11 protein-coding genes are annotated in these 13,943 nt (G+C 58.4%); 10 read left to right on the plus strand and 1 reads right to left on the minus strand.

The annotated features are described in order from the left end of the window. Nucleotides 1-99 precede the first annotated feature (99 nt). The 10 genes from IIC71_04215 to IIC71_04260 all read left to right on the plus strand — a co-directional run bounded on the left by IIC71_04215 (nucleotide 100) and on the right by IIC71_04260 (nucleotide 13,675). Nucleotides 100-726: a pilus assembly protein gene (locus IIC71_04215; GenBank protein MCH7668397.1), complete on the plus strand. Its 627-nt coding sequence runs from the start codon at nucleotides 100-102 to the stop codon at nucleotides 724-726. Beyond that, nucleotides 723-2,183: a hypothetical protein gene (locus IIC71_04220; protein ID MCH7668398.1), complete on the plus strand. Its 1,461-nt coding sequence runs from the start codon at nucleotides 723-725 to the stop codon at nucleotides 2,181-2,183. Before IIC71_04215 ends, IIC71_04220 begins: the two co-directional genes overlap by 4 nt. Before the next feature lie 76 nt (nucleotides 2,184-2,259). After that, entirely contained in the window at nucleotides 2,260-4,896 is a 2,637-nt protein-coding gene (polA, locus tag IIC71_04225; GenBank protein ID MCH7668399.1) for a DNA polymerase I, read from the plus strand. A gap of 523 nt (nucleotides 4,897-5,419) precedes the next feature. After that, complete coding sequence (gene rpsA, locus IIC71_04230) at nucleotides 5,420-6,685, plus strand: 30S ribosomal protein S1 (protein ID MCH7668400.1); 1,266 nt, start codon at nucleotides 5,420-5,422, stop codon at nucleotides 6,683-6,685. Between the two features lie 119 nt (nucleotides 6,686-6,804). Continuing rightward, on the plus strand, nucleotides 6,805-7,776 hold the full coding sequence (locus tag IIC71_04235; GenBank protein MCH7668401.1) for a hypothetical protein: 972 nt from the start codon (nucleotides 6,805-6,807) through the stop codon (nucleotides 7,774-7,776). After that, nucleotides 7,766-8,950: an AAA family ATPase gene (locus IIC71_04240; protein ID MCH7668402.1), complete on the plus strand. Its 1,185-nt coding sequence runs from the start codon at nucleotides 7,766-7,768 to the stop codon at nucleotides 8,948-8,950. Before IIC71_04235 ends, IIC71_04240 begins: the two co-directional genes overlap by 11 nt. Nucleotides 8,951-9,019: 69 nt before the next feature. Beyond that, nucleotides 9,020-10,372 (plus strand): CpaF family protein, encoded by a 1,353-nt coding sequence (locus IIC71_04245; protein MCH7668403.1) that lies wholly within the window; start codon nucleotides 9,020-9,022, stop codon nucleotides 10,370-10,372. After that, nucleotides 10,372-11,424, plus strand: coding sequence for a type II secretion system F family protein (locus IIC71_04250; protein ID MCH7668404.1), 1,053 nt, complete (start codon nucleotides 10,372-10,374; stop codon nucleotides 11,422-11,424). The genes IIC71_04245 and IIC71_04250 overlap by 1 nt, the downstream gene beginning before the upstream one ends. After that, the gene (locus IIC71_04255; GenBank protein MCH7668405.1) at nucleotides 11,424-12,323 is read left to right on the plus strand and encodes a type II secretion system F family protein; all 900 of its coding nucleotides are present in this window, start codon (nucleotides 11,424-11,426) and stop codon (nucleotides 12,321-12,323) included. The genes IIC71_04250 and IIC71_04255 overlap by 1 nt, the downstream gene beginning before the upstream one ends. A 5-nt stretch (nucleotides 12,324-12,328) precedes the next feature. Beyond that, a complete protein-coding gene (locus IIC71_04260) occupies nucleotides 12,329-13,675 on the plus strand; it encodes a hypothetical protein (protein MCH7668406.1) in 1,347 nt (448 codons plus the stop codon). Between the two features lie 120 nt (nucleotides 13,676-13,795). Here IIC71_04260 and IIC71_04265 read toward each other — a convergent pair. Then, on the minus strand, nucleotides 13,796-13,943 hold a 148-nt coding region (locus IIC71_04265), incomplete at its 5' end, for a Flp family type IVb pilin (protein ID MCH7668407.1).

A 13,943-nucleotide genomic window follows, 5' to 3' on the forward strand; every position in this document is an offset into this window, starting at 1 on the left:
AATTAACACGGAGAGTGTCTATACTGTACCGAACGCTTGCTAAATACGGTCGCAGCGGTGGATAATGCCACAAATAGTAGTTACACGTGGGGTGCGATGATGGGCTTCAGTACATTCACACAGAAACGTTCAGACGAGCGCGGGTCGTCCTTGGTGGAGTTCTCCATTGTGGCTTCGCTGATGTTCATGCTCCTGTTCGGGATCATCGAGTTCGGTCTTGCGTTCCGCGATCGTCTCACCGTCACCAACGCTGTGCAGGGTTCTGCTCGCGTGGTATCGGCTCTCGGTGATGACCCGATCTCAGATTACGAGATGCTTCTGTCGCTCGAACAATCTCTTGGGATCCTTCCCGGTCAGGCAATCGGCATTGTCAAGTACGTCGATGTTTACCTCGCCGACAACGACGGGAATCCGGTGGGTTCGTGTGCTGCCGGAGGCGGAAGTCTGTGCAACCGCTACACCTGGGCGCCGAGCGGTGGGATCTGCGATTGGGTGCCATGCCCAGACGCTGCTAATGGGTACAGCTCTTGGACATGGCCACCGGTGGGGCGTGATGTCGAACTCCCCGGTCTTGACGTGATTGCGGTGCGAGTCACGTACGCTCACCAATGGGTGACCGGCGGCATCGTGCCGCTGCCGAACGTTGATTGCGACGGCACGCCTGGGTCGGGGTGTTGGGCGGACACCGCGGTGATGCGTCTCGAGCCGCAAGTGTTCCAACCGTGAGAGAGATCACACGGATTCTCCCAAAGAGGTTCCGCGGGGATGACGAGGGTGGTGCGGTCCTTGTTCTCGCTGCTGCGTCGCTGCTCGTGATGATCGGTATGGCCGGTCTGTCAGTTGACCTCGGCTGGCTGTACTTCAAGGGTGCGCAGGCACAGAACGCTGCCGAAGCAGCCGCGCTCGCTGGTGTTGTGCACATGCCGCAACCCTCAAGCAGTTCATTTGTCGGGGGCGAGGCGTGGAACACCGCGCTAGACGTTGCGTCTCGCGACGGGTTTTCAGGTGGTGTGACGCCGGCGGAGATCCCCGGACGTCCGAACCGTCTCGGTGTGACTGTCACCTCGACCGTGCCGACGTTCTTCATGCGGGTGTTTGGATTAAACAGCGTCACCATGACCCGCGACGCGATCGCGGAACAATTGCCTCCGCTCAAACTGGGATCCGACGAACCATCGCTCGGTGGTGTCGGGGAAGCGTTCTGGGTTGCCATCAACGGTGAAGAGGAATTGAAGGCGAACGGCGATCCCTTCTCAACACGCTGCAACTCATCCAACTGTGGTGGAACCCAGAACGGGGAGTACAAGAACCCGGCGTACCACTACGCCATCGAAGTGCCCACCGACCAAATCGGGCGATCTCTCACCTTGCAGGTGTACGACGGTCCGCACTGGAGCGGCAACTTCAACGATTTCATCAACAACGGCGACGCTGAAGCCACCGGTGACAGAATCGACCGCGACATTGATATCCAGTTCATACTGCATGCTCCGGACCAAACCCCAAATAATCCGCAGGACAACCCAGTCATCTCCGGTTGTACCCGGACGTTCACCGAAGCGCCGTCCGAGACATCTCCGGGTGTGCAAGCGTGGAGTTCGGTGTGCAGCTTTACTGCTGTCTCGGGCATCTACGTTCTGACCGTCGCGGTTGACGGCGACGACCGGGCAATTTCCGACTTTGCGCTTCGTGTCACCGGTTACGGCTCGGGTACTACGCCTGCCATCTACGGGCTCGGCGCCATGTCCCTCGACATGGTCGAGGCTGGAACAGCGCCGAACTTCAAGATCTTGAAACTCGAAGAGATCTACGCCGGCTCGCAGTTGATCATCTCGTTGTTCGACCCTGGCGATGTCTCGGGAGGGTTTGCGAATCTGCGGTTTGTCGGGGACGGGAGTTCGCTTGAGTGCGAGGTCCGCATCAGATCGCTAGATGGCAACACCATTTTGTCCAACTGGGGGCCAGATGACTCACCGGGTGTGGCACCGTGTTTCTTGAACACGTCGGGCCAACGGTTTAACGGTCAGTGGGTTGACTTCAAGTTCGATGTTCCCGCGGCGTGGACGTGTCCAACGGATTGTTGGATGGACATTGACTACGGATTCGCTGCCGGTGCCAACGTGACGGAGCGAACAACCTGGGTGGCCAGGGTTAACGGCGAACCGATTCACCTTATCCCATAACACCCGGTTCGTCGGGACGCGCTTGGCTATGTAGGACCGTAGAGGCGCACACCGAAGCGGTGATTAAGATTCGCTCATGCCAACGCTTGCGCTCATCGACGGACATTCGTTGGCCTACCGTGCGTTCTACGCACTTCCGGATACACTTGCGACCCCTGCCGGTCAGGTCACAAACGCCGTGTTCGGCTTTACGTCAATGCTCATCAAGCTCATTGACGAGGAGCGACCAGATGCGATTTGTGTTGCGTGGGATGTGCGCGGAGGCTCGTTTAGGAACGATCAATACCCGCAGTACAAGGCGCAGCGCCAGACACCCCCTGATCTCTTCATCCAGCAACTACCACTTATCGAAGAGGTGCTCGATTCGCTTGGGATTGCGCAGGTTAAAGCACCGGGGTACGAGGCTGACGATGTCCTCGCGACGCTAGCGACCCGCGCAATGGCGCAGGGATGGGAAGCGGTAGTCGTGACTGGCGACCGCGATGCGTTCCAACTCCCGGCGGACGGAATCCGTGTGATGTACACCCTGCGCGGCGTGTCAGACACCGCAGACGCTACCCCGCAATGGATACAGGATCGATACGGGGTGTCACCGGATCAATACCTCGACTACGCCGCGCTGCGCGGAGACAAGTCAGACAACCTGCCCGGAGTGCCGGGGGTCGGCGAAAAGACAGCCGCGAAACTCATCCAGTCCTATGGAAACCTCGAAGGGATCTACGAAAACCTCGATGACAACACGCCGAGGTTGAAACAGAACCTCCTCGAAAACAAAGACAGGGCGTTTCTCAACAGGGACCTGATGCGCCTCGTTCGCGATGTGCCTGAGGTGACGGAGCTCGTTTTGGACTCCTTCATGTTCGGGGACTTCGAGAGGGAGGTCGCGAGGCGCGTGTTCGACGGCCTCGCGTTCTTGACGCTGTGGGACAGGCTGATCGCCATAGAGAGCGGTACCAGCCAGGTCGACACGATCGACGTGTCGATTCATACGGCCTCAGCGAGCGAGCTGGTAGAGATGGGATCGGCCCCGATCACTGTCGCGCTGGTACGCGACGCACAAGAGATTGTGGGCCTGGCCGCGATCGGGTCGGCCAACGTCTCCTTGTCGGCGCAGGTCGTGTGCAGTTTTGTGCCGCGGGATCTGTTCTCGGAGTTCGTCAGCGGTGCTCGCGCCGGTATTGTCGGTCACGACGTCAAGGAGCTAATCCGACTGTTTCTTGATGACGGTCTCGATGTTCCTGCGGTCGTGTTCGACACGGCGCTCGCGGCGTACTTGATCAACCCCGGGCAGCGGGTACCAACCCTAGAAGTCCTCGCCGAGCGCGAACTTTCGGTAGTGCTGGACCCGCTCGACGACGACAACCAGCCGAGCCAGGGAGCATTCGACTTCGAAGGGAATGCGGGTCCCGATCTTGAGGCCGCCGGCCGAAGGGCGGTCGCGATCGCCGTGTTGTGGCCGCGTCAAGACAAGCTCATCGAGGAGCGCGGCGAGCACGAGTTGCTTGACACCATTGAACTCCCGCTCATTTCGATCCTTGCTCAGATGGAGCACGTGGGTATAAAGATCGATACCGACTTCTTGCGTACATTCGGTGACGAACTCAGAAAACGTCTCGCCGATCTTGAGGCTGAAATCCATGAGTCAGCGGGTGGCCCGTTTAACGTCAACAGCACCGCGCAGCTTCGGGAAGTGCTGTTCGATCAGCTCGGGCTCCCGGTTCTCAAGAAGACGCCAAAGGGTGTTCCGTCGACGAACGCTGCGGTCTTGCAAAAACTTGAGGAGGCGCACCCGATCATTGGCGCCCTGTTGCAGTACCGGGAACTCGAAAAACTTCGCTCCACATACGTCGATGCATTGCTTCCACTTGTTGACCCCGACGGGCGAGTGCGAGGCACGTTCAATCAGATGGCAGCGGCAACGGGCCGTCTCTCGCAGGAATCGCCGAATCTGCAGAACATCCCCATCCGGTCCGCAGAGGGTCGACGGATCAGGCAAGCGTTCGTGGCTGAGGACGGATATCAGTTCGTTGTGGCCGACTACTCGCAAATCGAACTTCGAATACTTGCCCACCTCTCCGGCGACTCGGGCATGGTGGCAGCTTTCGAATCTGGTGAGGACATCCACGCCGCAACCGCCGCACGGTTAAACGGCGTCGACCTCGCCAATGTGACGGGCGATATGCGTCGCCGAGCAAAGGCGGTCAATTTTGGCCTCCTCTACGGAATGGAGGCGTACGGTCTTGCACAGCGGCTCGAAATTTCTCGCGAAGAGGCGCAAGGCCAAATCGACGCGTACTTTGGACAGTTCCCCGAGGTGAAGAACTATCTCCAAGGCGTCGTGGCAGAAGCTTCGGCGTGTGGGTATACGACCACGATCCTCGGTCGGCGTCGGTATCTTCCGCAGCTCGCCTCGTCAAACTTTCGGGAGAGGCAGATGGGCGAGAGGATGGCCCGCAACGCACCAATCCAAGGCTCGGCGGCCGACATCATGAAAAAGGCGATGGTCGAACTCGACGCTGCCCTCACAAGCGGTGGGTACACCGCTGAGATGCTGCTCCAGATTCACGACGAGGTAGTTCTTGAAGTGTGCGACGCCGAAGTCAGCGACGTGCAAGAACTCACTGAAGCCGTTCTCAAGGACGTGGTAACGCTCGACGTGCCGCTCGACATCGACATGGTTGTTGGTCGAACACTCGCCGAGTGCAGCAAGTAGCAGGAACTTTCGTTGCACCCGCGCGGGCCTGCTGGGTTCCCCACCGGCGTTAAAACTGTTACGATGCTCCCGCTCATCGGGCCGGTCTCCCGCGCCCGAAGGAGCAATCTTGAAAACGAGGAGTTGATGACCTGGCATGGCCATCGAGAAGGACACCGAGCTCTCAGCAAAAGTTGAGACTCTTGACACAGCGGCGGAAGTCGTGACATCAGAAACGGAACATGTTGAGGACGCCACAGAGTCTGTAGAGGATCCTTCCTCTGCGACTGAAGATGGTGACGCGGCGACCGACAATCCCGTAACTGCCGAACCTGTAGAGGAGAAGGAATCCGCAACGGAAGAAGTCTCCGGGGCTAACGATTCGTCGCGGCAGGACTCTGTTTCCACGGATTCGGCCCCCACCGACAAGACCGCTGACGACGATGTCGCGCCGTCCACCGACCCCGCACCAGCGGACGCTGCTGCGACGGACGAACCGGCTGCGGCGCCACGTCGCAAGGGCGTCGGTGAGCGCCCCGCGATCATGGCGCCTCGTGATGTGGGCGACGTCGCTGATGACCTGAGCGCTGACGATTTTGCTGCGGCCGTGGAACGGACCGTGTTCGAGTTCAAGGAAGGCGACATCATCGCCGGGATCGTCGTGCGAGTAGACCCCGATGAAGCACTGGTCGACATCGGCTACAAGTCTGAGGGTGTCATACCTTCAAACGAACTTTCTATTCGCAACAACGCAAGTCCGTCGGACGTTGTATCCGTCGGTGACGAAATCGAAGCGCTTGTCCTGCAGAAGGAGGACGAGTCGGGGCGACTCGTTATGTCCAAAAAACGCGCCCAGTACGAACGCGCCTGGGGTCGTATCGAGGGCATCATGAATGCCGGCGAGGCCGTCTCCGGTCCGGTCATCGAGGTTGTCAAGGGAGGGTTGATCGTCGACATCGGGTTGCGAGGATTCCTGCCTGCATCGCTTGTGGACCTGCGTCGCGTCCGTGACTTGGCTCCGTACGTCGGCACTGAAATAGAGGCCAAAGTCATCGAACTCGACAAGAACCGCAACAACGTGGTGCTCTCTCGTCGTGCTTATCTAGAGGAAGCGCAGGCCGAACAACGTCATGCGTTCCTGGCTGGACTCAACCACGGGGACATTCGAGAGGGGGTCGTGTCGTCAGTTGTTGCATTTGGCGCGTTTGTCGACTTAGGCGGCATGGACGGTTTGGTCCATGTTTCTGAGCTTTCCTGGCGTCACGTTTCACACCCTGGCGAGGTCGTTACCGTTGGTGACAAGGTCGACGTTCGCGTGCTTGAGGTCGATCGTGAGCGGGAGCGGATCTCGCTGTCTATTCGGCAGACTAAGGAGGATCCGTGGGAAGAATTCGCCCGCAGCGCCTCCGTCGGTTCGATCGTGGACGGCAAAATCACCAAGACGGTTCCGTTTGGAGCGTTCGTCTCGGTGGGCGACGGTGTCGAAGGGCTGGTGCATGTGTCTGAAATTGCCGTCCATCACGTCGAGCGTCCCGAGATGGAACTTTCCATCGGCGCCGAAGTGAAGGTAAAGGTCACCGAGATTGATGCCGAAAGACGACGGGTGAGCCTATCCATAAAGCAGGCGCTTCCTGAATGGGAAGAGCGTTCGGCACAGTGGAAAGAGCAGCGAAGGAGCGGCGGTGGCCGACCACGACGACAGGAATTTCAGCGGGAAGACGAGGCTCCAAGCGAGCTGTCGTTCAACGCGGACTCCTCACTCGAGGCGATTCTCGCGCAACTCAAAGAGAAGGGGATCGGTCGCTCCTAGCGGTCGCCCCTCTCCGCAAGCTCTAGCCGTGTGTGGTGGGCGATTCTCACTATCAACGGTTGGGTGCAATGGTGTGGCTCGTGGAGCCGTGTTCTGCACACTAAGAAGGGTTGACTGACATGGGGAAGCGTACACTGGTACTTGTGATCGCTCTGGGACTCGCTGCTGGATCGGCGTTCTTGATCTGGCGATACCTCACCTCTGTCGAGGATGACCTCCGCGGAGACCTAGAAACTGTTGTTGTGTTACGCGCAACCGAGCGAATCGCTGCCGGCACCACTGGTGAAGAAGCAAAAGCGCTGATCGGGCAGGGTACGGCTGTCGCCGGTGACATCGCGTTTGAAGGGTCACAGATCCTCTGTCTCGGCGCTGCGAACAATTCCTCGGCCACGGTGTGTGACCAGAACCCGCGCGATCTTGACGTTGCACTCGACGGCAAACTCGCAGTTGGACCGATATCCAAGGGACAGCTCATCACGAGCGAGATGTTTGTTACTCCGGCTGAGTTGAACTCCACCTATCTGAGCGAAGCAGTTGGCGCTAATCAAGTCGCGATTGCGGTCCGTCTCGACGACGAGAGCGGGGTCGGTGGCTTCATTCGGCCAGGCGACCATGTCAACCTGCTCGCGTCAGCCGCAGTGGACATCAGCTCCCTCGTAGAGCTTTACAAGGACCCCGAGTTGCGCGAACTCATCACCGGTGTTGCACCGGATCCGAACCCGCCAACCACATTTGGTGAAGGTGAAAGTGTCGATACTGTTACGAGCTTTGTCGAGACGTTCCCAACGACCATCAATTTTACTCAGACAGTGTTGCAGGATCTCGAGGTCATCGCCGTTGGCCCTGACACGATCATTGACCCTTTGGGACTCGGCCTTGAACCGCAACTGTCCCAGGTTGTCATCCTTCTTGTCACCCCGGAACAGGCTGAGGAAATCGAGTTCTCTAAGCAGTACACCGCGGTGACTCTGACACTTTTGCCTGGCGAGGCTGCCTACAATGAATTCGAGGCACCGGGGGTTGTCATTGACGACCTGTTCGACCTCCTTGATAGAATCCAAGAGCAGATAGAGGCGTCCTTTGGCTCCTGATAATGAGCCTATCTCCGTACTGATAGTTGACGGTGACGATCGTTTTGTCGCAGACACGACGAAACTTCTCGACGGCAACAAGGTGTACGTTGCGCGCAACATGTCTGACGCGCAGCGCCGATTGCTCGAAGAGAACATCGGTGTCGCGATCGTTGGACCGTCGTTTGCGCACGAGAACGGAGTGTCTGAAACATCTGCTCTCTTCGACGTCCGACCAACACTTCCGATCGTTCTGGCGACTCAATCAATGACGACGGATCTGCTTCGGTCGGCGCTGCGCTCTGGAATCAAAGACGTTCTCGATATACCGTTGACCATTGCAAAACTTGAGGAAGCGTTCGAGACGGTCGCGCTTGCCGACAAGAGGACTGCTGGCGGACCCACGCGATCGAGCATCGGGCGCGTCGTGACGATTATGTCTCCCAAAGGCGGCGCCGGCAAGACCATGACAGCGACGAATGTTGCCCTGGCTATTGCCAAGTGGATAGGGCCGGAACGGGTCGTGATCCTCGACGCTGACTTGCAGTTTGGCGACGTTTGCATTTGTTTGCAGATTGACCCGACGCACACGATTGTCGATGTCGCTCGTGACATCGACAAGCTCGATGAACCACTTCTTGAGTCGCTGTTGGCGACACATGAGTCGGGGATGCGAGTGTTGTCCGGTCCGCTAGAGCCGTCTCTAGCCGACGAAATTTCAACACAGGTGATCGTGAAGACGATCGGCATGTTGAAGAGAATGTTCGACTACATCATCATTGACACGGCGCCGTTCCTCGATGAACCGGTGCTCTCGATCCTCGAGCGTTCAGACGATGTGCTGCTCGTTGTAGACATGGATCTTCCGTCCGTCAAAAACTCGAAGCTCGCTCTCGAAACGCTTCGACTCATCAAGTTTCCTTTCGGGAAGATCAAGCTTGTGCTCAACAGGGTGAATTCGAAGGCTCGATTGGATGTCGGCGAGCTTGAGATTTCGTTGGGGCTTAACGTGATGGCAGCAATTTCGTCGGACAAGCTCGTACCCCGTGCCGTCAACGAGGGTGTGCCCGTAGTGTCGCTGTATCCGAGGTCGAGAGTCGCGAGAGACCTTCGCGGTGTTGCCCGGCTTGTGATTTCAGAAGATCGTATCCAAGATACTGAAGATGCGCCGACGAAAGGCCGATGGTTTAGCTGACAGTCGCACCGCTTGCGGTGAGGTTGCGAGGTGGGAACTCCACGTGGAGCCCCGTAGAGGAGAACAAAAATGAGCCTTGCCGATAGGGTAAAAGCGGCAAAAGCCGACGAGGAACCGTCTGACGGTCAGCGCACCGAAATGCGCCAAGACCTGCGTCGCAAGCTTCACTACAAAGTTGTTGAAGGTCTCGGACCGACGCTTTACGACCAACACATGAGCGACGCGGAACTCAAGCTCCGCGTGATGGAAATGCTCGAGTGGGCGCTCGATCAAGAAGAGTCTGTGCCACTGTCGCGTCCTGACCGGTTGCAACTTCTGCAAGAAATCGCGGACGACGTCCTCGGTTACGGCCCGATCGACCCGTTCCTTTCTGATGCGACGATCACAGAAATCATGGTCAACGGTCCGTACCACGTGTGGGTTGAAAAGGCCGGCAAGCTGTCGCTGACCGATGTCAAGTTTGTTGACTCGAACCATCTTGAGCGCATCATTGAGAAGATTGTGGGACAAGTCGGACGGCGCATTGATGAGGCCACCCCGATGGTTGATGCTCGGTTGCCTGATGGTTCGCGGGTAAACGCAGTAATCCATCCGCTCGCAATCGGTGGTCCGTTTCTCACCATTAGAAAATTCGCCGTCGACCCGTTCACCTCTGATGACCTCATTTCGATGGGAACGTTCTCTGACCAGGTCGCGGGCTTTGTGCGCAGATGTGTGCAGGGGAGATTGAACATTATCGTGTCCGGTTCTACCGGTTCTGGTAAAACGACGTTGCTCAATGTGCTCTCAAGCTACATTCCAGATTCTGATCGGATTGTCACCATCGAGGACGCCGCCGAGCTTCGGTTAAATCAACGCCACGTTCTGTCGCTTGAGTCGCGCCCTTCCAACCTTGAGGGCAAGGGCGAGGTGTCCATTCGGGATCTGGTGCGCAACACCTTGCGTATGCGTCCTGATCGAATCATTGTCGGTGAGGTTCGTGGCGGCGAAGCCCTCGACATGTTGCAGGCCATGAACACAGGCCACGATGGCTCGTTGACGACGATCCACTCGAACGCTCCACGCGACACGCTCGCCCGCATCGAGACGATGGTGTTGATGTCCGGCATGGATCTGCCGATCCGGGCAATTCGCGAACAAGTCGCCTCGGCGATAGATCTCATCGTCCATCTGCGGAGGCTTCGAGACGGGACTCGAAGGGTGACCCACGTCACTGAGGTTGTCGGCATGGAGGGTGAGATCATCACAACGCAGGATCTCTTCCTCTTCGATTTCGGGATGGGCGTTGATGGAGAAGGCAAGTACCTGGGTCGACTGAAGGCAACCGGCATCCGCCCATCGTTCAGCGATTCGCTTGCCAACTACGGCATCCAACTCCCGGCGGACCTCTTTGCTCCCGAAGCGTTTGCGAGGCGGGAATAGTGAAGAAGCGGTTCGTCTCAGCCGGGATCGTCGTCGGCGCAGTCGTGGTATCTGCATCACCGGCGTTCGCTGCCGAGTCGGCGTCGGCGCCCACGAGGACCGCGCTGGTTGGCGCGGTGGTTGGCATTGGCCTTGCAGTCGGGCTGTTCGTATGGATTCTGTTCGGTCCAAACTCGGCCGTCGAACGAGATATTCAACGTCGACTCGCAACTTATACGGACACCAACGTCGAGACATCCATCTGGACACGGATACCGATTCTCGGGAGGTTTGCAAGATCAGCCGAGGACGCTGCAGCCTCGCGAGGCGCTACCGGAATGATCGAGACCGCGTTAGAACAGGCGGACCTTCCACTGCGCCCCGGTGAGGCGATCGTCGGCATGGTGGGGCTCAGCGCCGCCGTGGCGGCGATTGTCGCCATCCTGGCGGGTTCCCTTGTGACGGGTGTCGTTGCCGGCGCGTTTGTGCTGTTGATTGCGGTCGGTCTCGTCCGTGGCATTGCGACCAGGCAGAGGAAAAAGTTCGTCAACCAGCTGCCGGACACCCTCAACCTGATTTCGACATCGCTGCGAGCAGGGTATTCGCTGCTGCAAGCCGTGGAGGTTGTTAGTCAGGAGGCATCGGAGCCGACGGGGCGAGAATTCGCGAGGGCGATCACCGAGACCCGTCTCGGCCGTCCACCGATCGAGGCGTTGAAGGACGTTGCCATGAGGATGGAGTCGGTGGACTTTGACTGGGCGGTGCTTGCCATGAACATCCAACGTGAGGTTGGTGGCAACCTTGCCGAAGTCCTCCAGACCGCTGCCGAAACGATGGTGCAACGCAACAGATTACGTCGAGAGATGAAAGCATTGACTGCTGAGGGACGTATCTCGGCAATTGTCCTTGGTGGTATGCCGTTTGGACTCTTCTTCTTTTTGTTCGCCACCAATCGATCGTACATGCAACCGTTGATCGACTCGACTCCCGGTCGGATCGCACTGGGCAGCGCAGTGGTGTTGCTGCTTCTCGGTATTGTATGGCTCAACAAAATCGTACGGGTGGAGGTCTAATGGGTCCACTATTGCCGGCTCTGATGGCTGGACTGACGCTTGGGGCATTCGCTTTCTACGCCGGCAACGGCGTCGTGAACGCACAACGGACGTCCTCAAACCGTTTGGCGGCGCTCCGTCCGACTCGCGACGAGGCGCTTGAGACCGCGTTTTCCGAGCGGGCAGTTGCTCCGGTGGTGCAAAAGATTGGGCGATTCGTCATGCGATTCACCCCCGCAGGATGGAATGACCGTACGAACGTGCGTCTGCGGATTGCCGGTTGGTTCCCCAAGATGGACGCACCATCGTGGGCGTCGATTCGGGTCATCTCGATCATTGTCATGTCATTCTTGTTCGTGCTCATCCAAGGTTCGCTCGGATCGAAACGTCTCATGGGCGGGGCAATCATGTTGCTCATTGGCGTGCTCGGCCCGGAGGTGAGCCTCACCCGAGCAGTGAACGATCGCAAAGCATCCATCGAAAAGGACCTGCCCGACATCATCGACCTCCTGGTGATTTCGGTCGAGGCCGGGCTCGGCTTTGAATCCGCCCTCGGTCGCGTTGCACAAAACATCCCAGGCGTGCTTGCGGACGAGTTCTCGCGTATGTTGCAGGAAACGCGGGTCGGGGTGAGCCGTCACCGAGCAATGAAGGACCTCGCGGAGCGAACCGACGTTGAAGACCTCAACTCGTTCATCATGTCGATAAATCAAGCTGATGCATTTGGTGTTTCCATTGCGCGAATGTTGCGTGTCCAGGCAGAGGAGCTGCGAATTCGGCGTCGACAGCGGGCGCAGGAACGGGCGTTTGCGGCTCCGGTGAAGATGACATTTCCGCTTGTGTTGTTCATCTTCCCGAGCATATTTGTGGTGCTTCTCGGCCCCGCGGTGGTCAGCATCGTTGCCGGGTTAAATCAGTAGCCTGGATGCGAGTCCGCCGCGAGCACCTATTGGTGTTCGCCCCGTTTGCGGCGCTTGGGTGGGTAGTCACGCTCCCGTTTCGGGACAACGCGGTTCTATGGCACATCCGGGCAGGAGAGCTGCAGACGGTGAGTGCGAGCGTGCTCACGACCGACCCGTTTTCCGTCAGCCACGGCGGCATGGCATGGCGCACGCAATCATGGCTTGTTGACTTGCTGTACGCCTGGCTCGAACAGTGGGGCTCCGTGCTTGCATGGGCCCCGCTGCTTACGTTTACGGTAAGCGCGGTCACAATTCTTGCGATCGGCCTCGCATCGTGGATGGGATCCAAAAGCGTCGCTGGCGCGGGGTTGCGGATGATTGTCGGTGCTGCTGTGTTGGCACCCTTCGTTGCCGCCCGGCCGACGGTGTTTTCCTACGCACTCCTTGCGGTGCTTGTCGTGGTCCTCAAGCTTGAGCGTCTCTGGTGGATCGGTATACCGCTGCTGTGGGTCTGGGCGAGTGTCCACGGCTCATTCCCCGTAGGGCTCGGATTGATGCTGCTCACGGCAGTCACGTTGAGGAGCCGCAAGTTGGCTGTTATCACGCTGGCGAGCGCCACCACGATCGTGCTCGGTGCGCATGGTCTCGGGATATTCGAAATTATGGGTGCATTCGTTACCAACCGCGAGGCCCTGTCTGTCATACAGGAATGGCAACGGCCCGATCTGCTCAACCCATTCCTCATGCCGTTTCTGGTCGTGCTCCTTGGTCTAGCACTGGCCTTTGTACGTGGTGGTCTACGCCCCCGAGACAGTATCGTGCTTGCGCCGTTTGTGCTGTATGCCTTTGCCGCGCAGCGCAATCTGCCGTATGCCGCAATCGTCCTCCTTGCAGCATCAGCGCTGCGTCGAGGCTCTGAAGGCCGCTCGGAGCAAATCGCAGACAGCCGCCACGTTCCGGCAGCCGAGAGGAGTGTGGTCGGTGTCGCGCTCGCAGCGATCGTCGTACTTGCTGTGGTCGGCCTCATGCGCCCGGTCGAGTGGAGCATCGAGCGGTTCCCGTCAACGCAGGTAACTGATGCGCTGACCCCACAAGAGACGTTTAGTGATCTCGCGGTGGGTGGGTACTTGATCTATCGTTTCTGGCCGCTGCACCCCTCGTTTGTTGACGATCGCGCAGAACTGTTTGGCCCGAAAATTGTCGATGTTGCGTTGGCTTCAGACGGTGATGCTCGTGTGCTCGACGCCTACGACCTGCAAATGGCCATTGTGAAGCGGTTAGGCCCACTGGCAGCCGCTCTCACGGCCGACGGGTGGAACGTGAGAGCTCGAGACGAGAAATGGTTGCTGCTGGCAAGGGAAGGACCCTGAGCGGGCTCGACGGGCCACGTCCGCGTGTGTGGCTGTAAGAGTTCTCGATTCGCCGAGAAGAACATAAAGAAAGGTGGGGAGAGCATCTGCTCTCCCCACCTTTCTTTGAGTGCTTATTGGTCAGGGGGCGACGGTCCCGAGTTTGCTTCCGATGTCGGTGAACGTTGTCGAAACATTGGTACCGACGAACGTGATTGCAGCGATTGCCACAATGGCGATGAGTGCAACAAGCAGCGCGTACTCAACGAGGCTTGCGCCCTCTTCACTT

The organism is Acidobacteriota bacterium (assembly GCA_022562055.1).
In the GTDB taxonomy this organism is placed as follows: domain Bacteria; phylum Actinomycetota; class Acidimicrobiia; order Spongiisociales; family UBA5794; genus BMS3BBIN02.

Coding starts and splice junctions, on each gene's coding strand:
- IIC71_04215 (MCH7668397.1), top strand. CDS start 100: ATGGGCTTCAGTACATTCACACAGAAACGTTCAGACGAGCGCGGGTCG.
- polA (MCH7668399.1), top strand. CDS start 2,260: ATGCCAACGCTTGCGCTCATCGACGGACATTCGTTGGCCTACCGTGCG.
- rpsA (MCH7668400.1), top strand. CDS start 5,420: ATGGCGCCTCGTGATGTGGGCGACGTCGCTGATGACCTGAGCGCTGAC.
- IIC71_04235 (MCH7668401.1), top strand. CDS start 6,805: ATGGGGAAGCGTACACTGGTACTTGTGATCGCTCTGGGACTCGCTGCT.
- IIC71_04245 (MCH7668403.1), top strand. CDS start 9,020: ATGAGCCTTGCCGATAGGGTAAAAGCGGCAAAAGCCGACGAGGAACCG.
- IIC71_04255 (MCH7668405.1), top strand. CDS start 11,424: ATGGGTCCACTATTGCCGGCTCTGATGGCTGGACTGACGCTTGGGGCA.
- IIC71_04260 (MCH7668406.1), top strand. CDS start 12,329: ATGCGAGTCCGCCGCGAGCACCTATTGGTGTTCGCCCCGTTTGCGGCG.